Raw genomic sequence first — 17,962 nt, forward strand, 5'->3', positions numbered from 1 at the left:
CTAACTTCCCTCGCGCCAAGCGCGCCACAAGCGTGCGTACATGCCCCCCAGGGCCACCAGCTCCTCGTGCGTTCCCTCCTCCACCACGCGCCCCGCGTCGAGCACGGCGATCCGGTCCGCCGCCATCGCCTGGGTCAGCCGGTGGGCCACGAAGAGCGTGGTACGGCCCGCGCAGGCGGCCAGTACGGCACGCTCCAGTTCGGCGGCGCCCTCACTGCCCGCCTCGGCGGTCGACTCGTCGAGGACGACCACCGGGGAGCGGCTCAACACCAGTCGGGCCAGGGCGATTTGTGCGATCTTGGTCACATCCAGGCGCTCGCCGCCCTCGCCCACCAGGGCGTGCAGTCCGCCGGGCAGCAGCTCGACCCACCCGTCGGCGCCGACGGTCCGCAGTGCCTCCATCAGCTGCTCGTCGCCGGCCTCGGGTGCGGCGAGACGCAGATCGTCGGCGAGCGGCCCTGAGAACACGTGCGTCTCCTGGGTCAGGATGCTCACCAGGGACCGCGCCGCGGCCTCGTCGAGACCGGCGAGGTCCCAGGAGCCGATGCGTACGGTCCCGGACCGCGGGGCCCCTATGCCGGCGATCAGGGCGGCCAGGGTCGACTTTCCGGCACCGGTCGCGCCCACCAGCGCCAGCGACCCGCCGGCCGGGATGACCAGATCCACGTTCCGCAGGACCGGCTCCTCGGTGTCCGGATAGCTGAACGTCAGCCCCTCCACGGTCACCGCGTACGGGACGGCCTCGGCCCGGGCGACGGACGCGTCGCCCACCAGCCGCTCCTCCGCCGGCTCCCCCAGCACCCCGACCAGCCGGGTGAGGCTGGCGCCGGACTTCTGCGCCTCGTCGAAGGTGAACATGATGGCGCCCAGCGGGGTGAACAGGCGGTGGAACATCAGCGGGGCGGCCGACACCTCGCCCAGGGTGGCGGCGTCGGCCTCCAGCAGGGCGTACCCCACCACCAGGATCAGGACGAGGCCGATGAACTCCGCCCGGTTCTCCCGACCGACGAACCGGCCGAAGAACCGGAAGACCTCGACGCCGAGGTTGCGCACCCGCCACGACTCGGCGGTGACCTTCTCGCGGACGTCGCCCTCCAGGCGGTACGCCCGTACGGTGTCGATCCCGTTGAGCCCGCTGATCAGCGCCTGAGCGCGGTCGGCCTGGGCGATGCGCTGCTTGCGGTAGAGGGGGGCGGACCGGGGCAGGTACCAGCGCAGGGCCAGCGCGTACGCCGGCAGGGCGCAGGCCCCGGCCAGGCCGAGCCGCCAGTCCAGGCCGAACATGCCGAGGGTGGCGATGGCCACCAGTACCCCCGCCGAGAACACCGTGGGGATGGCCTGCCGGATGCCCTTGGAGAGCACGGCCACGTCGTCACCGACCCGGGAGAGCACGTCGCCCCGGCCGACCTGCTCGACGCGCGCGCTCGGCATCCCCAGCACGGCCCGTACGGCGCTCTCCCGCAGCTGCGCCAGCAGCTCCGCCCCCAGCCGCCCGATCAGGTACGTGGACGCCGCGGTGGCCGCCGCACCGAACAGCGCGGCGGCCCCCATCAGCACTCCGACCGTGACGAGCACCGAGCGTGGTTCGCCACCGACCACCCCGTCGACCACCCGGCCCAGCAGGAGCACGGGGACCACTTGGAGGGCCGCTCCCGCCACGGTGGTGAGCACGGTGGAGAAGGTCAGCCACGGGGCTCGGCGGCAGTGTGCCGCGACCCACCCGGTGGCCTCCCTCCCCGTCGCCGTACGCAGCTTCGTGGGAGCCGCGGGGGTGTCGGTGACAGTCACGCGATCGCCAGTTCTCGGTGGGGGGAGGACGGTTCGGCCGCCATCGCTACTTGGCCGCCTTGACCAGCTCGTCGATCGCGTACGGCAGGGAGAGCAGCGTGCCCTGGGACATGGCGGCCCCGATCGCCGGGCCCTCGCTGTCCAGGAGGTAGGACACCTTGCCGTTCTTGACGGCGGGCAGGTTGGCGAAGAGCTCGAACTTCTTGAGGGCCGCCGTGTCCGCCTTGTCGTTGATGACGAAGATGCGGTCGACGTCGATCAGGTCGATGCGCTCGGGCGACAGCTCGGTGGAGAACTTGCCGTCGGCGATCTTGTCGATCTCGGTCTGGTAGCCGAAGCCGGAACCCGTGACCAGCTGCCCGCGCACATCGGTGGAGGTGAACGGGTACACCGCGCCCTTGTACCAGGAGAGCGCGACGGCCTTCTGGTCGGCGAAGGCGGGGTTGTCCTTCTTGGCCGCGTCGAGCTTGTCCTGGATGCCCTTCACCAGTGCGGTGCCCTCGACCTCCTTGCCGAGCGCCTTGGCGATGTGGACCGCGTTGTCCTGCCACGGAGCGCTGAAGGGCTCCTTCTCGGCCTTGGTGCGGCCGACGGTGGGCGCGATCTTGGAGAGCTTGTCGTAGGCGGCCTGGTCGACCTCGGAGTAGACCGCGATGATCAGGTCCGGCCGCAGGGAGGCGATCTTCTCGTAGTTGGGGCCCGCATCACCGTTGTTCATGATGACCTCGGGACGGGTGTCGCCCCACTTGTCCTTCACCCATGGCCACTGGGTGTTGATGTCGGGGGTCTGGCCCACCGGGTTCGGGTACTGGTCGACCATGCCGACCGGCTTGATGCCGAACGCCAGGACGGCCTGGTCGTCCGTGTAGCCGACGGAGACGACGCGCTTGGGCGCCTTCTCGACCTTCGTGGATCCGAACGCGTGCTCCACCGTGACCGGGAACGCGCCGGCGCCGGCGCCGGCGGCCGGGGCGTCGTCGCTCTTCTTCGCCTCCGTGTCGGAACCGCATCCCGCCAGGAGGCCGACGCCGAGGGTCGCGACGGAAAGTGCCGCGGCGAGCCGCCGCCACGGCTTCACAAGCGTCGTTCGATGGAGAAGCATCCTGAGATCCCTTGCGTTCGCACTGTCCACTGCGCCCCTGAGTGAAGGCGATCAAACCTTATCCCGCACAAGTGAGGCGAGCCTAGCCTTACTTGAAATTTCCCCTCGTCCGGGACGAGCCGGCCGGGCAGCCAAGTCCCCATGCGCAGAGCTCACTTCACCGACGCGCCGCTCACGGGTTCGAGCCGGACGTGCGTACGTCCGATCGGGACGATGAGCGGCCGGTCGCCCACCGGATCGTCGATCACCTTGGCCTGGAGCCCGAAGGCCTCGTGCAGCAGCTCGGCGGTGATCACGTCACGCGGGTGCCCCTGCGCCAGGATCGAGCCCGCCCGCATCACGATGAGGTTGTCGCTGTAGCGCGTGGCGAGGTTGAGGTCGTGCAGCACCATGACCACGGTGCACCCCGACTCGTGCAGGTCGTCCACCAGGTCGAGTACGTCGATCGCGTGCGCGAGGTCCAGATAGGTGGTCGGCTCGTCCAGGAGCAGCAGGTCGGTGCCCTGGGCCAGGGTCATCGAGATCCAGACACGTTGACGCTGGCCGCCGGAGAGCGAGTCGACCGGACGGTCGGCCAGGTCGGCCACCCCGGTCATGGCCAGGGCGCGCTCCACGACACCGGCGTCGTCCGAGGACCACTGCCGCAGCCAGCTCTGGTGCGGGTGACGCCCCCGGGCGACCAGGTCCCCCACCGTCAGGCCCTCGGGCGCCACGGGTGCCTGCGGCAGCAGGCCGAGCTTCTTCGCCACGTCCCGGGTCCTGAGCTTGACGATGTCCTCGCCGTCCAGCACGACCGTCCCGCTGGCCGGCTTGAGCAGACGGGTCAGGGTGCGCAACAGCGTCGACTTCCCGCAGCCGTTAGGGCCGATGATCGTGGTGACCACCCCCGAGGGGATCGCCACGTCGAGGTCGTCGATGACCGCCCGGCCGCCGTAGCCGACCGTGACGCCCCTCGCCGCCAGCCGGGGAGTGCCCTCGGCCTCGGTCCGGGTCTCGGTGATGAACTGCGCGACCACAACCACCCCTTGAATTTAGGCTCGCCTAACCTTATTACCTCCGGCGGAAGTTCGCCTCAGGGCGTCACGGACCGGTCCGGCGGAGGTTCGCCCGCACCAGCAGGTAGACCAGGAACGGGCCGCCGATCGCGGCGGTGACCACGCCGACCGGAAGGGTGATCGGCAGCGCCGTCCGCGCGATGAGGTCCGAACCGGTCAGCAGCAGTGCTCCCAGCACGCCGGAGGCCGCCATCGGCGGCGTCGGACACCTCGCCAGCCGCATCGCCACCTGGGGCGCCACCAGCGCGACGAACGGGACGGGGCCCGCCGCGCTGACCGCCACGGCGGCCAGCAGCACCGCGCACAGCAGGAGGACGGCCCGCACCCTGGTGTACCGGACGCCCAGGCCGGCGGCCACGTCGTCACCGAGGTGCATCGGCTTGAACTGGAACGCCGCGGCGGCCACCACGGCGAGAAGGACCAGTGCCCCCCAGAACGCGATGCGGACCTCGTCCCACGACCGGCCGTCCAGCGAGCCGACCAGCCACGCCTGGGCCCGGGCCACGTCCCTGATGTCGGCCGAGACCAGCAGCCAGGTCGTGATCGCCTGCATCACGGCGCTCACCGAGATGCCGATGAGGATGAGCCGGAAGCCGTCGATCCCGCGCCGCCACGCCAGGAAGTAGACCAGCAGTCCCGTGCCGAGGCCGCCCAGGAGCGCCGCCGCCGACAGACCCACCGAGCCGACGACCGCCGCGGCGGCCCCGCCCGACACCGTCACCAGGAAGACCGCGACCGCGCTGGCCCCGCTGGTGATCCCGAGGATGTCGGGGCTGGCGAGCGGATTGCGGGCGACGGACTGGGTGATCGCCCCGGACACACCCAGCGCGATGCCCACGATGGCGCCGGCCAGGGCACGCGGCATCCGCAGGTCCATCACGACGAACTCGTCGACCTGTTCGCCCTGGCCCAGCAGCGTGGCGATCACCCGCGACAGGCCGAGGGGGAAGTCCCCGACGGCGATGGAGAGGCAGAACACCAGGAAGGCGGAGGCCGCCAGCACCAGCGTGACCAGGACGAGCCAGGGCCGCCAGACGAACGACACCTGCCCGAACCGCACACCCGGCGACAGTGGTGGGTCCGTACCCGTCGGGTTCGTACCGGCCGGGTCGATGTCTGTCCTGCTCATACGTTCTTGTCTGTTCATGCGCTCTTGTCTCTTCATGCGCTCTTGAACTTCCCTCGCCACACCAGAACCGCGAAGAACGGAGCGCCGATGAGGGCGACCACGACCCCCGGTTCCAGCTCACCGGGCCGTACCACCAGGCGCCCCACGATGTCGCAGGCCAGCAGGATGACGGCACCGAGCAGACCCGCGTACGGCACCAGCCAGCGGTAGTCGGGTCCCGTCAGATACCGGGCCACATGGGCGACCATGAGCCCGAGAAAGGCGATGGGGCCGCACGCCGCCGTGGCCGCGCCCGCCAGCAGGGTGATGGCGACGATGCCGAGGGCCCGGCTCAGCACGATGTTCACGCCCAGCCCGCGCGCCACGTCATCGCCCAGGTTGAGCAGGTTGAGGGAGGGCAGGGCGCTCAGGGCCAGGAGGAGCCCGACGCCGATGAACCCGGTCACCGGCCAGATCACATCGAATCCCACCCCGGACACCGAGCCCGCGTTCCAGAACCGCAGCGCGTTCAGCGACTTCTGGTCGGTCAGCGCGACCGCGGTGGTCATCGCCATGAGGAAGACCGTGATCCCCTGCCCGGCCAGGGCGAGCGTCAGCGGGTTGCCCGCTCCCCTGCCGATGCTCGCCAGACCGAAGACGACGACGCCGGCGACGGCCGCCCCCACGAAGGCGAACCAGACGTAGTGGAACGGGTCGGTGAGGCCGAACACGGCGATCACCGACACCACGGCGAACGAGGCACCGCTGTTCACACCCAACAGGCCCGTGTCGGCTATGGGGTTACGTGTGTACCCCTGGATCAGCGCACCGCCGACGCCCAGGGCGGTGCCCGCCACGATCGCGAGGACGGTCCGGGGCACCCGGACGGTCTGCACGATGAGCCGGATCTCGGTGAGCCGCTGGTCGGAGTCCGCCGCCGCGAACAGCCCGTGCCAGACCTCGGCGGGGCTGAGCGCACGGGCTCCCACGGCCAACGATATGGCCGCGGCCAGCGCGAGGAGGGCCACCAGCGCGCCCAACCCCACAACCCGCCTGCGGCGGACCTCTGTCGCACCCCTGGGCACGGGGCGCTCAACTGCAGTCGTGCTCATATGGACGTACGCCATCCCTACTGATCCACTCCGAAGTGCCGGTCCACCGGAGAGAGCGCACCCGCGTCCGGGTGGACCCGTACGGCCGCTAAGCGACGGCGCTGCCGGTGCCGTCGGTGACCGGGCGGGCCTCGTCGGAGGTGGACTTGACGCTCCGGTCCAGCAGGGAGTCCAGGATCTCACCGACGCGTATCGCGGTGTTGGAGAGCAGGGACGTCGTGATGCCGTGCGTGTGCTCCGTACCGCCCTGCAGGTAGATTCCGCAGTGCAGGGCGGGGTCGGTGGCGATGCGGTAGTCGCGCTCGACCCGGACGCGGCCCTCGTCGTCCCGGAGGCAGCGGTCGGCGACCTCACCGAGGAGGCCGAGCGGGTCGGCGGGGCTGTAGCCGGTCGCGAACACCACGACGTCGGCGTCCAGCGGTGTTTCCTCGCCCGTGACGAGGTGTTTCACGGTGGTACGGACGCCGTCCGGCTTCTCCTCGACGTCGGTGACCCGGGACACGTTGAGGAAGCGCAGCCGTTCGGTGCCCAGAACCCTCTCCCGGTACATCTGCCGGTACAGGTCGTCGATCAGGTCGATGTCCACCACGGAGTAGTTGGTGTTCCCGTGGTAGGCCATCAGCTTGCTCTTGACGCTGTCGGGCGCGGCGAAGAACTCGTCGACCGCCCCGGGGTCGAAGATCCGGTTGGCGAAACTGCTGTCGTCGGCGGGGCTGTAGCCATAGCGGGAGAAGACCGCGCAGACCTCGGCCCCGGGAAAGCGACGATGCAGGTAGGCGACGTTCTCGGCGGCGCTCTGCCCGGCTCCCACGACGACGAACCGCGAGGGCGAGGTGCCCTCCAGGCCGTCGACCTTGCGCAGCAGATCCGAGTTGTGCCAGACGCGGTCGCCGCGCCGCACGCCTTCCGGCAGGAGAGGGCGCAGCCCGGTGCCGATGACGAGGTTGCGGGCCCGGTGCACTTCGAGGCCACCCCCGGACCGGACGGTGACGTCCAGGTACTCCACGGTGCCGTCGTGGGCGAAGGGCGTCACGGAGACGACCTCGTGCCCGTAGGAGACCATGTCGTCGACCTTGGCCGCGGCCCACTCGAAGTAGTCGTGGAACTCCACGCGCAGCGGGAAGAGGTTCTTGTGATTGATGAAGTCGATCAGCCGGTTCTTGCTCTGCAGGTAGCAGAGGAAGCTGTACTCGCTGGCTGGGTTGCGAAGTGTCACCAGGTCTTTGAGAAAGGACACTTGCATCGTGGCGTCGTCGATCAGCATGCCGCGGTGCCAGCCGAAGCTCTGCTGCTGCTCGAAGAAGTGAGCGGTGACCGGCTCCTGCCCGCCGACGCGTGTGTTGTGCTCTCTGAGCGCGATCGCCATGGCCACATTGGAAGGGCCGAAGCCGATCCCGATGAGGTCGTGGATCAGTGGTGCGTCGCCAGGATGAACCTGTGACATGTCACTCCCATCGTGCGGGAAAGCCGCCTGTCAGGCGCCGGGGGAAGGTGGGCGAGTTGGACACGCCGACAGAGCGGCCCAGCCCGACTTAGGTGAGCCTAAGCTAATCAGTTCGAGGCTGTCGATAGGGCGAAGCGGATACAGGGAGCCTGACACGCCGTCAATTAAAGTGTGAAGCCGCCTTGTTGACAGCCGCTGCGAGTGATGCGTCACATGACGTGACCACGGCGAGCCCCACACCAGGCCGCCGCTGGTCCGGAGTGCGGAGGCGCCTGAAACTGGTCGCCGGTGGGCGGACGGCGGTCACCTCGCGGTGGACCGGGGCGACTCGGGGAGCCGGCGAACGGCGGACGGGCGCCTGCCGGAGGCACCGACTCCGCATGCACCCGGCCGGTGATTTCCATCCGGTGACCGCGGAGGCCCTACGCGACGCCTCGGCCAGCCCGGCCGCCGCCTCGCGGGGCGGTGCGCAGCAAGGTTTCCGGACAGCTTCGGGATGTGAGCGAGGCCACGCTTTTGTCCGTTTGACGGGAACTCCTTCGCTAAATCAGCGCCTACACTGCAAAAACTTCCGACGCGGTCCCGTTTTGCCACTCGAACAGCAAGATCAACACCGTTGAACCCTGTACAGCTCGCTTCACCCTGTCCGTATGGCGGCCAACCCGCCCAACGCGACTACTGCCTCCCGCGCATGTGGCTGTAGGCATATTCCAGAACGGCATGCCGGACGCGCCGACCCTGACCGAGTCGAGCGCCCTGCCGGTGATGCTCCGTCACTTCAAGGGAGCTCGAGGGCGTCTGTCCTCGATTCCCGCCCACCACCGCCGCACTTGGGGGACTTTCCCATGTCTCAACTCACCCGTCGTCGCGCCCTGGGGGCTGCCGCGACCGCTCTGACCGGCCTCGTTCTGACCGGCTTCGCGCGGACGGCAGGAGGATCGACCGACCCTCGGACCGCAGACCCGAAGCACCACGAGGGGCACACGGGGCATGAAGGCCCGCACCCGTTCAGCGAGACCTTCCGGGGGCGCCGCATCGAGGGCGCCCCGTCGCACGCCGATGGGCATCACGGCGGCTACGCCGTGCAGGTCGACGGCGAGGAACTGCATGTCATGCGGAACGCGGACGGCACCTGGGTCAGCGTCATCAACCACTACGAGACGTTCGCCACCCCGCGCGCGGTGGCGCGGGCGGCCGTGATCGAGCTCCAGGGCTCCGAACTCGTACCCCTGGCCTGATCCCCCGCCCGCGCGATTCCGCTGACCATTTCCTGAACCGGGGAGCACCCTCATGACCGTACGCAAGAACCAGGCGAGCCTCACCGCCGCCGAGAAGCGAAGCTTTGTCGACGCGCTCCTGGAGCTCAAGCGCACCGGCCAGTACGACACGTTCGTCACCACCCACAACGCCTTCATCATGAGCGACACCGACAGCGGTGACCGGGTGGGTCACCGGTCACCGTCCTTTCTGCCCTGGCACCGCAGATTCCTCATACAGTTCGAGCAGGCGCTCCAAGCCGTCGACCCTGCGGTCGCACTGCCCTACTGGGACTGGACGGCGGACCGTACCGTCTCGTCCTCCCTGTGGGCACCCGGCTTCCTCGGAGGCACCGGCCGGAGCAGGGACGGGCAGGTCACCGAGGGGCCTTTCGCCGTCAGCGGGGGCAGGTGGCCGGTCACGGTGACGGTCGACGGGCGCGGCTTCCTGCGCCGCGCCCTCGGGTCCGGCGTACCGCAGTTGCCGACCCGCGCCGAGGTGGACTCCGTCCTCGCCATGCCCACCTACGACACCGCGCCCTGGAACAGCGCGTCGGACGGCTTCCGCAACCACGTCGAAGGCTGGCGCGGCGTCAATCTCCACAACCGCGTGCACGTGTGGGTGGGAGGCCAGATGACCACGGGCGCCTCACCCAACGACCCGGTCTTCTGGCTGCACCACGCGTTCATCGACCGGCTCTGGGCGCAGTGGCAGGCACGTCACCCCCGCTCCACCTACCTGCCAGCCGCGGGCACGAGGAACGTCGTGAGCCTCGACGACGTCATGCGTCCCTGGAACGACGTGACACCTGCCGACATGTTGGATCACACCAGGTACTACACCTTCGACACCCTGGCGTAGCGCAGCCGCGATGTCCTTGCCGGGGACCTCGTCGTCGATGGCCGGCACGGCCTTCCTGCTCACCTCCACCGCCTCAGCGAGGATTGCCGGGTCTCCCATGTCTGGAGCACGTCGACCGACTCGCGCAGGAAGCCGAGGCCGAACCGTGATCGTGGAGCCGGCTCAGCGCCGGCCCGAGGTTCCCGCCGTAGGTGTAGCGGTCCCGCCGGGGAGGCGGTGGCCCAGGTGGTACGTAACGGGTGGACGGCCCCCGCAAGTTGCACGGCATCACCGGTACGGTCGAGTCGTGCCTCACAGCTCGGGTTCGAGATGGGCCCACGGCCGTTCGGCCTCGATCTGGGTGGCGAGGGCGAGGAGGGTGGCCTCACCGCCGAGGGGACCCACGAACTGGACACCCAGGGGCAGGCCGTCCGGGGTGCGGTAGGTGGGAACGCTCATCGCCGGGCGTCCGGTGATGTTGGCCAGCTGGGTGAAGGGGACGGGGGCGAGGTTGGCGAGCACCGCCTGATCCCACGCCTTGGTCCCGGCCAGCGCGCCCAGCAGTCCGAGGCGCCGCAGGACACGGCCCACGGCGCGCACCGGGCCGGGCGTGTCCAGCTCGCCGATCCGTACGGGAGGGCGCGCCAGGGTCGGAGTCAGCAGCAGGTCGTAGCGACTGTGGAAGGCGGCCAGCTGCCGGCTGTAGGTGTTCCAGCGCTCGCGGGCAGCGTAATAGTCGGGTGCCTTGAGGGCACGCCCGGCGGCGGCGAGCATGTGGGTGTCGAGTTCGAAGTCGTCGGCACGGGCGCCGTGCAGGCGCCTGATCCCGTCGATGGTGTGGGCGAGCTGGGTGGTCCACATCGCCAGGAAGTCGAAAGCGAGCTGCCGTTGGTCGATGTCGGGCTCGGCGGGTTCGACATGGTGACCGAGGCGGGTGAGCAGTGCGACGGCGTCGTCCACCGCGGCGACGGCCCCCGGGTCGGCCCCTGAGCCGATCGGGGAACGGGAGGTGAAGCCGATCCGCAGGCGCTGCGGTGGGCGGCGGGCGAGTTCGGCGTACGGAGACGAGGGCCGGGCGTGCAGGTAGGGGCCGCCCGGGTCGGGCTGTCCGGTGAGAACGTCGAGCATCGCGGCGCTGTCGCGCACACTGCGCGAGAGCACACCGTCGGTGGCGGCACCCTCCAGATGTTCGGCGGCGGCCGGTCCGGCGGGGACGAGGCCGCGCCCGGGCTTGAGACCGAAGAGGCCGCAGCAGGCGGCGGGTATGCGGATGGATCCGCCGCCGTCGTTGGCGCCCGCCACGGGCACGATGCCGGCCGAGACCGCGGCGGCGGAGCCCCCGGAGGAGCCGCCCGGGGTCCGGGTGAGGTCCCAGGGGTTGCGGGTGGGGCCGTTCGCCTCGGGCTCGGTGACGCCCTTGGCGCCGAACTCCGGGGTGTTGGTCTTGCCGAAGACCACCAGCCCGGCGTCCAGCCAGCGGCTCACCACGGCGCTGTGCCGCTCGGCCGGCCGACGGTTCAGCGCCCGGTTGCCGCTTCCGGTGGGCACCCCTGCGTAGTCCTGCAACAGGTCCTTGACCAGGAACGGAACCCCGGCGAACGGCCCGGACAGCGATTCCTTCGCACGGGCACGGGCAAGGTCGTGCATCGGCCGGACGATGGCGTTCAGCTGTCCGTCGACGGCCTCGGCCCGGCAGATCGCGGCCTCGAGCAGTTCGCCCGGCGAGACCTCCCTCGCCGCGACCAACTCGGCCAGGCCCACGGCGTCGTGGCGACGGTATTCGGCGTAGTCCACTGGGAAACTCCCTCAAGAACGTGATCCCGACGTCTGCGGACTGTACGCCGCTGGTGCCCCGCCACCAGGGCCCGGGCCGGAACCTCGGCCCGGGCGGTGTATGCGACCCGGGTACACGTTCGACGAGGATCCCGACCGACGCGTGCACCATGGTGCGTCGCCGGGCTCCATGAGGGACGATCAGCAACTCATGAACGCTGCCGGAAGTCGCACCAGGAAAGACACAGGCTGACATCCCCCTGCTGGACTCAGAAGGAGACAGACATGAAGATGCTCATCAACGTGCCTGAGACCGTCGTCGCCGACGCCCTGCGGGGTATGGCCGCCGCGCACCCGGAACTGACCGTCGATGTGGACAACCGCGTCGTCGTACGGCGGGACGCCCCGGTGGCAGGGAAGGTCGGGCTCGTCTCTGGGGGCGGGTCGGGGCACGAGCCGTTGCACGCCGGGTTCGTCGGACCCGGGATGTTGTCGGCCGCCTGTGCCGGGGAGGTGTTCACCTCGCCCGTGCCGGACCAGATGGTGCGGGCGGCCGCGGCGGTGGACAGCGGGGCGGGGGTGCTCTTCGTCGTCAAGAACTACACCGGTGACGTGCTGAACTTCGAGATGGCCGCCGAGCTCGCCGAGGACGACGGCATCCAGGTCGCCCAGGTCGTCGTGGACGACGACGTGGCGGTGAGCGACAGCACCTTCACGGCCGGGCGGCGCGGCACGGGTGCGACGCTCTTCGTCGAGAAGATCGCCGGGGCGGCAGCGGACGAGGGCGCGCCCCTGGAGCAGGTGGCCTCGGTGGCCCGGCAGGTGAACGGGTCCTCCCGGAGCTTCGGGGTGGCCCTCAGCGCGGTCACCACCCCGGCGAAGGGCAGCCCGACCTTCGACCTGCCCGCCGGCGAGCTGGAGTTGGGCATCGGAATCCACGGCGAGCCCGGGCGGGAGCGGCGGCCGATGATGACCTCGGGCGAGATCGCCGACTTCGCGGTGAACGCGGTGCTGGAGGATCTCCGGCCGACCGGCCCCGTACTGGCGCTGGTGAACGGGATGGGGGCGACGCCCCTGCTGGAGCTGTACGGATTCAACGCCGAGGTCCAGCGCGTCCTCTCCGAACGGGGTGTGCCGGTGGCTCGTACGCTCGTGGGGAATTACGTGACCTCGCTCGACATGGCAGGCTGCTCGGTGACGCTGTGCCAGGTCGACGAGGAGCTGCTGCGGCTGTGGGACGCGCCCGTGGAGACGCCCGCGCTCCGCTGGGGCCGTTGAGCCCCGCGCCGACCGTACTCGTACGAACCGTGCCGGACAGGCCCGGGGAACAGGAGATCATGTGCTCGACGCCGACTTCTTCCGCCGCTGGATGGCGGCCACCGCGGCCGCCGTGGACCGTGAGGCGGACCAACTGACCGAGCTGGACTCGGCGATCGGGGACGCCGATCACGGCAGCAACCTCCAGCGCGGTTTCGCGGCGGTGGCGGCCGTGCTGGAGAAGGACGCGCCCGCGACTCCGGGTGCGGTGCTGACCCTGGCGGGGCGGCAGCTGATCTCCACCGTGGGCGGGGCGTCCGGACCGTTGTACGGGACGCTGCTGCGCCGTACGGGTAAGGCGCTCGACGAGGACGCCGAGGTGACGCAGGAGCAGCTCGCCCAGGCGTTCGCCGCGGGAGTCGCCGCGGTGGGGCAGCTCGGTGGGGCGCAGGCCGGGGACAAGACGATGCTGGACGCGCTGCTGCCGGCCGCGGAGGCGCTGGCCCTGTCGTTCCGGGGAGCCGCGGACGCGGCCCGCGCGGGCGCCGAGGCCACGGTTCCGCTGCAGGCTCGCAAGGGGCGGGCCAGCTATCTCGGCGAGCGCAGCATCGGGCACCAGGATCCGGGCGCGACGTCGGCGGCCCTGCTGGTCGAGGCCTTGGCCGAGGTGGCGCGGGACGGGGGTGTGGAGGCATGAGTGACGAGCCGCAGGTGGGCATCGTGCTGGTCTCGCACAGCGGTCCGGTCGCGGAATCGGTCGCCGAACTTGCCCGGGGCCTCGCCGCCGGGGGCGTGACGGCCCCGGTCGCGGCGGCGGGCGGCCTGCCGAACGGCGGGCTCGGCACCAGCGCCGAGCTGATCGGCCGGGCCGCCGCCTCGGTGGACCGGGGCGCCGGGGTCGCGGTTCTCGTGGATCTGGGGAGCGCGGTCCTCACGGTGAAGGCGATGCTCGCCGAGGGCGACGAGCTGCCGGGGAACACGCGGCTGGTCGACGCGCCGTTCGTGGAGGGCGCGGTCGCCGCCGTGGTGACCGCGTCGTCCGGCGGGGACATCGGCGCGGTTGAGGCGGCGGCCTCGGAAGCGTACGGCTACCGCAAGACGTAGCAGCCGCGCCACACGTGGAAGGGGACGGAGCCCGTGCGGCTCCGTCCCCTTCCGTGTGTGCGGCCCGTCGGTTGGCGTGCGGCACGCGGCGATTGCAGACTTGGCGATATGTCGGCAGCCGGACGCAGTGCGGGTCTTCTCCTCTTCCGGGTCACGGGCACCGGAGGCGAGCGGGACGTCGAGGTGCTGATCGGACACATGGGCGGGCCGTTCTGGGCGGGGCGGGAAGCGGCCGCCTGGTCGGTGCCGAAGGGTGAGTACGGTCCCGGCGAGGAACCGGCGGCGGCCGCGCGGCGGGAGTTCGAGGAGGAGTTGGGGCTTCCGGTGCCGGACGGGGTCTGGCTGCCGCTCGGCGAGTCGCGTCAGCGCAGCGGCAAGACGGTGATCGTGTGGGCGGTTCAGGCGGAGCTGGATGTGGCGTCCGTGGTGCCGGGGACGTTCACGATGGAGTGGCCACGCGGCTCCGGCGTGCAGCAGGAGTTCCCGGAGATGGACCGGTTCGCCTGGTCCACGCCGGAGCAGGCCGCCGAACTGCTGATCGTCGGCCAGCGCGTCTTCGTGAAGCGGCTGCGCGCTCAGGTGCGCGAGGAGACCGCGTCCCCGGAGGCGTAGGCCGGTACACCACCCGTCCGCCACCCGGGCGCCGTTACGGGGCGGAGTAGCCGCCGTCCACCAGGTGGTAGCTGCCGTGGATGAAGGAGGCCTTGTCGGAGAGGAGGAAGACGGTGAGCTCGGCGACTTCTGCGGCTGTGCCGAGGCGTCCGGCCGGGTGCAGGGAGATCAGGTGCTCGCGGGCCCGCGGGTCGGCGTTCCGCAGGAGCGGGGTGTCGATGAAGCCGGGGCCGACCGCGTTGATCCGGACGTTCTGTGCGGCGTATTCGAGGGCCGCCGTCTTGGTGAGGCCGACGACGCCGTGCTTGGCGGCGGCATAGGCCGGCGAGCCCGCGAAGCCGTTGGTTCCGAGGATCGAGGACATGTTGACGACGGCTCCGCCGCCCGATGCGACGATGGCGGGCAGTTCGTGGCGCATGGAGTAGAAGACGCCGCTGAGGTTGGTGGCGACGACCCGGTCCCAGTCCTCGACGGGGTACGCGCCGGTGGGGGCGGCCGGACCGGCGATGCCCGCGTTGTTCACGGCCAGGTGGAGGGCGCCGAAGGTCTCCACGGTGAACCGCACACCGGCTTCGACGGAGGCCGGGTCGGTGACGTCCATGCGTACGGCGGCCGCCTGCGCGCCGACGCTCTCCAGTTGGGCGGCGGCCTTGCGCGCGCTCTCCTCGTCGTAATCGGCGACGACCACGGCCGCACCGGCGGTGGCGAGCAGCCGGGCCACGGCGAGGCCGATCCCGGAGGCGCCGCCGGTGACGAGGGCGTTACGGCCGGCGAACTCGGCCGAGGGTGTGGTGGAGATGGTGCTCATGAGGTTGCCCCTTCTGCTGTGTGTCCTGTGGTGCTGTCCCGGCCCGGTGCCGTGAGCAGGTCCGCCGCCAGGGCGTCGAACGCCTCGGTGACCAGCGCGGGCAGGGCGTCAGGGCGTCCGCCGCGCACCCAGGCGGCCTGGGCGGCGAGCAGGGCGCCGGCCCCCGCTGCCACCGTGACGGCGGGGCGGATGTCGTGGCGCGGGTCGACGCCGAGCCGGTCCGCGACGATGGCGACCGAGTCCTCCTGGGCGTCCACCCGGATGTGGTGGAAGGCCGCGTAGAGGGCCGGCTCCTCCTCGGCGACGACCAGGAGGTCGAAGATCCGGGGGCGGCGGTGCCAGGGCTCCGCGTCGGGGTCGGCGAGCCAGGCGAGGACGGCGCGCCGGTAGGCGAGGAGCGGGGGCTCCTCGGCCGGGCGTGACCGCAGTGCCTGGTTGATCCGGTCGCCGTCGCCGCGCAGGGGATCGAGGGCGGCGGCTTCCTTGCTCGCGAAGTACCGGCTGAAGGTGCGGCGGTCGACGTCCGCGGCCGCCGCGATCTCCTCGACCGTGACGTTCCGCAGCCCTCGGTCCAGCACCAGCGCGAACGCGGCCTGCGCCAGGGTGTCGCGGGTTCGGCGGGCCTTGCGGCTACGCCGTTCCGGCGTCTTCCGCTCCGGTGTCCCAGGCTCCGGGACCTTCTCTTCCGGGCTCATACATGCACCCTGCACCTGAAAATGTCCCCACGCGACATCCGTCTCGTGGGGACATTCACTTGGTCCGTGCGGGGCCTCTCAGTCGCTCACGCCCCCGCGATCGGACGGGCGTCCTCGGCTGCGGCCGTGACCAGCCGCGGCTTTCCGTCGCCCGGCGCCCGGCACAGGGCGAGCGCGGCGACGTCGTCGCGCCGGATGCCTCCCGTGAACGTCGCCAGGTCGAGGTGGAGCGCGTCCAGGAGTTCGCGCGGACCGTGTCCGGCCCAGCCGTCCAGCCGCCGGTCCAGCGGGTAGAAGGCGCGGGCCGCGTCGCGGGCCTCGGTCACCCCGTCGGTGACGACGAGGAGGGTGGCCCCGGGCGGGAGGGCGAACGATTCCTCCCCACGGGTATCCCGGCTGAGGCCCGCGAGGCCGAGGGGCACATAGGTCCGCTCCAGCGGTACGGCCGAGGCCCGGCCCTCATGGAGCAGCCGCGGCGGCAGATGGCCGCAGTTCACCACCTGTACGCCGTCCTCCTCGTCGAACCCGAGGACCAGCGCGGTCACGAAGCGTTCGGCCTCACCGGTCTGGGCGGAGAACGCGTTGTGCCGGACGACGGCGCCCTCCATGGCCTCCACCACCCCGGTCAGCGTCGGCTCCCGGACCGCCGCCTCGCGGAACGCGGCGATCGCGGCGAACCCGGCCCCGATGGCCGCGAGTCCCTTGCCCTGGACGTCCCCGATGATCACCCGGGTCCCGTACGGCGATTCGACGACCTCGTAGATGTCACCGCCGACGAAGCGGTCCTCCTCCATCGGCTCGTAGAGGCCGTACGCGGAGACCTGACCGGTGATGACGGGGAGGGGGCGCAGGATCTGCCGCTGCAGGGCGACGGCGGCGGAGCGGAGCCGGTCCATCTCGGTGGCGTGGCGTATACGGGCCGCGCAGGCGGCGACGCCGAGGGCGCAGGCCAGCACCGTGAAGCCGATGCCGAACACGAAGTCCCAGAAGGTGCCGTCCCCGCCGAGCCCGGAGCCGGCGACGACCACCGTGATCCAGACCGCCACCCAGACGGTCTGCCGGAGGGTGCAGAAGACGGAGGCCAGGGCCGGGGCGACCACGAGGAGGGGGATGACCCGGAGGTCCTCGCCCACGGCCACGTCGAGGAGGACGACCAGCGCACTCAGCACCGACACCAGGCCGGCCAGCGCCCAGCTCCCGATGCGGCCCATGGCCGCCGTACCCGTATCCGTGCCGGCCAGGACCGCCGTACGGCCCTGTGCCCTGCGCCCGATCCCCAAGGACACGCGTTCTCCTCCCGCACACTCATCGATGCCGCCCGCCAGTTCGGAACGATCCCTTCCAGTTGACCTGGTCCCGGGCCCCGGCGCATGGGGGCATAGGGCCCGGAGGCGGTGCCGAAGGTCCCGGGCGGGACGCTCGGCCCGGGATTGCCGGCACCGGCTCGGGTGCCGAAGGTCCCACCCGCCGGCCCGGGTCACCGCAGGGCGGTCCGGGTCACCGCAGGGCGGCCCGGCGGGTCCCGTCGGCGGGCGGGAAGCGCACCGGGGCCCGGGCGGCGAGGAACTCGGGGTGGGCGCGGAGCTGGAAGCCGAGGGATTCGTAGAACCGGGTCGCCACCGTGCCGGCGGCTGAGGTATGCAGGAACGGCGTCTCGCCGCGCTCCCGGATCCCGTACGCGACCGCCCGGACCAGGCGGACGCCCTCCCCTGCCCCCGTCCGGACTCATCGGTGCAGACCCCGCTGATCCCTGTGGCGGGTGGAGGGCGCTCACCGGCCCGCCTCGGCGATCGGATCGGGCCTTTCGGCTGCACCCCGTGCCACCCCTCCGCGGCACTCTTCGTACGCGCGCGGCTTGCGCATGTACTCCCTCGTTCCGGTCCATCGCGCGGTTCCTCGAGGCGGGCACCCCGGTACCCTGGCGCCGCCCGCCCGCCGCCCGCGAAAAGCTGATGGACGCAGGGCGTACTCCCTGCCGGGAAACTGTTCACTATGCCGCACTCAGCC

16 protein-coding genes and 1 pseudogene are annotated in these 17,962 nt (G+C 71.2%); 6 read left to right on the forward strand and 11 right to left on the reverse strand.

The genetic code is table 11. The features are described 5' to 3' along the window. The 6 genes from ABZ154_RS00675 to ABZ154_RS00700 all read right to left on the reverse strand — a co-directional run bounded on the left by ABZ154_RS00675 (position 1) and on the right by ABZ154_RS00700 (position 7,609). Positions 1–1,788 carry an ABC transporter ATP-binding protein gene (locus tag ABZ154_RS00675; RefSeq protein ID WP_356827662.1) on the reverse strand — a complete coding sequence of 596 codons (1,788 nt, stop codon included), beginning with the start codon at positions 1,786–1,788 and terminating at the stop codon, positions 1–3. A gap of 46 nt (positions 1,789–1,834) precedes the next feature. After that, positions 1,835–2,890, reverse strand: a complete 1,056-nt coding sequence (locus ABZ154_RS00680) for an iron-siderophore ABC transporter substrate-binding protein (protein ID WP_356827664.1) — start codon at positions 2,888–2,890, stop codon at positions 1,835–1,837. A gap of 152 nt (positions 2,891–3,042) precedes the next feature. Next, positions 3,043–3,906, reverse strand: coding sequence for an ABC transporter ATP-binding protein (locus tag ABZ154_RS00685; protein WP_356827877.1), 864 nt, complete (start codon positions 3,904–3,906; stop codon positions 3,043–3,045). 64 nt (positions 3,907–3,970) lie between these two features. Beyond that, entirely contained in the window at positions 3,971–5,074 is a 1,104-nt protein-coding gene (locus ABZ154_RS00690; RefSeq protein ID WP_356827666.1) for an iron chelate uptake ABC transporter family permease subunit, read from the reverse strand. Positions 5,075–5,106: 32 nt separating this feature from the next. Next, positions 5,107–6,165 (reverse strand): iron ABC transporter permease, encoded by a 1,059-nt coding sequence (locus tag ABZ154_RS00695; protein WP_356827668.1) that lies wholly within the window; start codon positions 6,163–6,165, stop codon positions 5,107–5,109. Between the two features lie 88 nt (positions 6,166–6,253). Beyond that, a complete protein-coding gene (locus ABZ154_RS00700) occupies positions 6,254–7,609 on the reverse strand; it encodes a lysine N(6)-hydroxylase/L-ornithine N(5)-oxygenase family protein (RefSeq protein WP_356827670.1) in 1,356 nt (451 codons plus the stop codon). A gap of 845 nt (positions 7,610–8,454) precedes the next feature. Here ABZ154_RS00700 and ABZ154_RS00705 point away from each other — a divergent pair. Together ABZ154_RS00705 and ABZ154_RS00710 are read left to right on the forward strand one after the other, a co-directional pair. Beyond that, the gene (locus ABZ154_RS00705; RefSeq protein ID WP_356827672.1) at positions 8,455–8,847 is read left to right on the forward strand and encodes a tyrosinase cofactor; all 393 of its coding nucleotides are present in this window, start codon (positions 8,455–8,457) and stop codon (positions 8,845–8,847) included. A 52-nt stretch (positions 8,848–8,899) separates the two neighbouring features. Next, on the forward strand, positions 8,900–9,727 hold the full coding sequence (locus ABZ154_RS00710; protein WP_356827674.1) for a tyrosinase family protein: 828 nt from the start codon (positions 8,900–8,902) through the stop codon (positions 9,725–9,727). A gap of 291 nt (positions 9,728–10,018) precedes the next feature. Here the strand turns inward: ABZ154_RS00710 and ABZ154_RS00715 are convergent, their stop codons facing one another. After that, entirely contained in the window at positions 10,019–11,500 is a 1,482-nt protein-coding gene (locus tag ABZ154_RS00715; RefSeq protein ID WP_356827676.1) for an amidase family protein, read from the reverse strand. Positions 11,501–11,764: 264 nt separating this feature from the next. On the opposite strand from ABZ154_RS00715, the gene dhaK reads away from it, so the two are divergent. From dhaK to ABZ154_RS00735, 4 genes are all read left to right on the forward strand, one after another. Beyond that, positions 11,765–12,757, forward strand: a complete 993-nt coding sequence (gene dhaK, locus ABZ154_RS00720; protein WP_356827678.1) for a dihydroxyacetone kinase subunit DhaK — start codon at positions 11,765–11,767, stop codon at positions 12,755–12,757. A 61-nt stretch (positions 12,758–12,818) separates the two neighbouring features. After that, entirely contained in the window at positions 12,819–13,433 is a 615-nt protein-coding gene (gene dhaL / locus ABZ154_RS00725; protein WP_356827680.1) for a dihydroxyacetone kinase subunit DhaL, read from the forward strand. Next, a complete protein-coding gene (locus ABZ154_RS00730) occupies positions 13,430–13,840 on the forward strand; it encodes a PTS fructose transporter subunit IIA (RefSeq protein ID WP_356827682.1) in 411 nt (136 codons plus the stop codon). Before dhaL ends, ABZ154_RS00730 begins: the two co-directional genes overlap by 4 nt. Positions 13,841–13,948: 108 nt before the next feature. After that, the gene (locus tag ABZ154_RS00735; protein ID WP_356827684.1) at positions 13,949–14,452 is read left to right on the forward strand and encodes an NUDIX domain-containing protein; all 504 of its coding nucleotides are present in this window, start codon (positions 13,949–13,951) and stop codon (positions 14,450–14,452) included. A 34-nt stretch (positions 14,453–14,486) separates the two neighbouring features. On the opposite strand, the gene ABZ154_RS00740 is transcribed toward ABZ154_RS00735, so the two are convergent. The 4 genes and pseudogenes from ABZ154_RS00740 to ABZ154_RS00755 all read right to left on the reverse strand — a co-directional run. Continuing rightward, the gene (locus ABZ154_RS00740) at positions 14,487–15,260 is read right to left on the reverse strand and encodes an SDR family NAD(P)-dependent oxidoreductase (protein WP_356827686.1); all 774 of its coding nucleotides are present in this window, start codon (positions 15,258–15,260) and stop codon (positions 14,487–14,489) included. Further along, positions 15,257–15,955 (reverse strand): TetR family transcriptional regulator, encoded by a 699-nt coding sequence (locus ABZ154_RS00745; protein ID WP_356827688.1) that lies wholly within the window; start codon positions 15,953–15,955, stop codon positions 15,257–15,259. The genes ABZ154_RS00740 and ABZ154_RS00745 overlap by 4 nt, the downstream gene beginning before the upstream one ends. 86 nt (positions 15,956–16,041) lie before the next feature. Continuing rightward, positions 16,042–17,241: a SpoIIE family protein phosphatase gene (locus ABZ154_RS00750; RefSeq protein ID WP_356827690.1), complete on the reverse strand. Its 1,200-nt coding sequence runs from the start codon at positions 17,239–17,241 to the stop codon at positions 16,042–16,044. A gap of 211 nt (positions 17,242–17,452) precedes the next feature. After that, positions 17,453–17,733: pseudogene (locus ABZ154_RS00755) on the reverse strand (GNAT family N-acetyltransferase); the annotation flags it as partial. Positions 17,734–17,962: the final 229 nt, after the last annotated feature.

Origin of the sequence: Streptomyces sp. NPDC006261 (assembly GCF_040613515.1) — a bacterium.
In the GTDB taxonomy this organism is placed as follows: Bacteria; Actinomycetota; Actinomycetes; order Streptomycetales; family Streptomycetaceae; genus Streptomyces.

Coding starts and splice junctions, on each gene's coding strand:
- ABZ154_RS00735 (WP_356827684.1), top strand. CDS start 13,949: ATGTCGGCAGCCGGACGCAGTGCGGGTCTTCTCCTCTTCCGGGTCACG.
- ABZ154_RS00690 (WP_356827666.1), bottom strand. CDS start 5,074: ATGAGCAGGACAGACATCGACCCGGCCGGTACGAACCCGACGGGTACG.
- ABZ154_RS00700 (WP_356827670.1), bottom strand. CDS start 7,609: ATGTCACAGGTTCATCCTGGCGACGCACCACTGATCCACGACCTCATC.
- ABZ154_RS00680 (WP_356827664.1), bottom strand. CDS start 2,890: ATGCTTCTCCATCGAACGACGCTTGTGAAGCCGTGGCGGCGGCTCGCC.
- ABZ154_RS00705 (WP_356827672.1), top strand. CDS start 8,455: ATGTCTCAACTCACCCGTCGTCGCGCCCTGGGGGCTGCCGCGACCGCT.
- ABZ154_RS00710 (WP_356827674.1), top strand. CDS start 8,900: ATGACCGTACGCAAGAACCAGGCGAGCCTCACCGCCGCCGAGAAGCGA.
- ABZ154_RS00730 (WP_356827682.1), top strand. CDS start 13,430: ATGAGTGACGAGCCGCAGGTGGGCATCGTGCTGGTCTCGCACAGCGGT.
- ABZ154_RS00695 (WP_356827668.1), bottom strand. CDS start 6,165: ATGAGCACGACTGCAGTTGAGCGCCCCGTGCCCAGGGGTGCGACAGAG.
- ABZ154_RS00740 (WP_356827686.1), bottom strand. CDS start 15,260: ATGAGCACCATCTCCACCACACCCTCGGCCGAGTTCGCCGGCCGTAAC.
- dhaK (WP_356827678.1), top strand. CDS start 11,765: ATGAAGATGCTCATCAACGTGCCTGAGACCGTCGTCGCCGACGCCCTG.
- ABZ154_RS00745 (WP_356827688.1), bottom strand. CDS start 15,955: ATGAGCCCGGAAGAGAAGGTCCCGGAGCCTGGGACACCGGAGCGGAAG.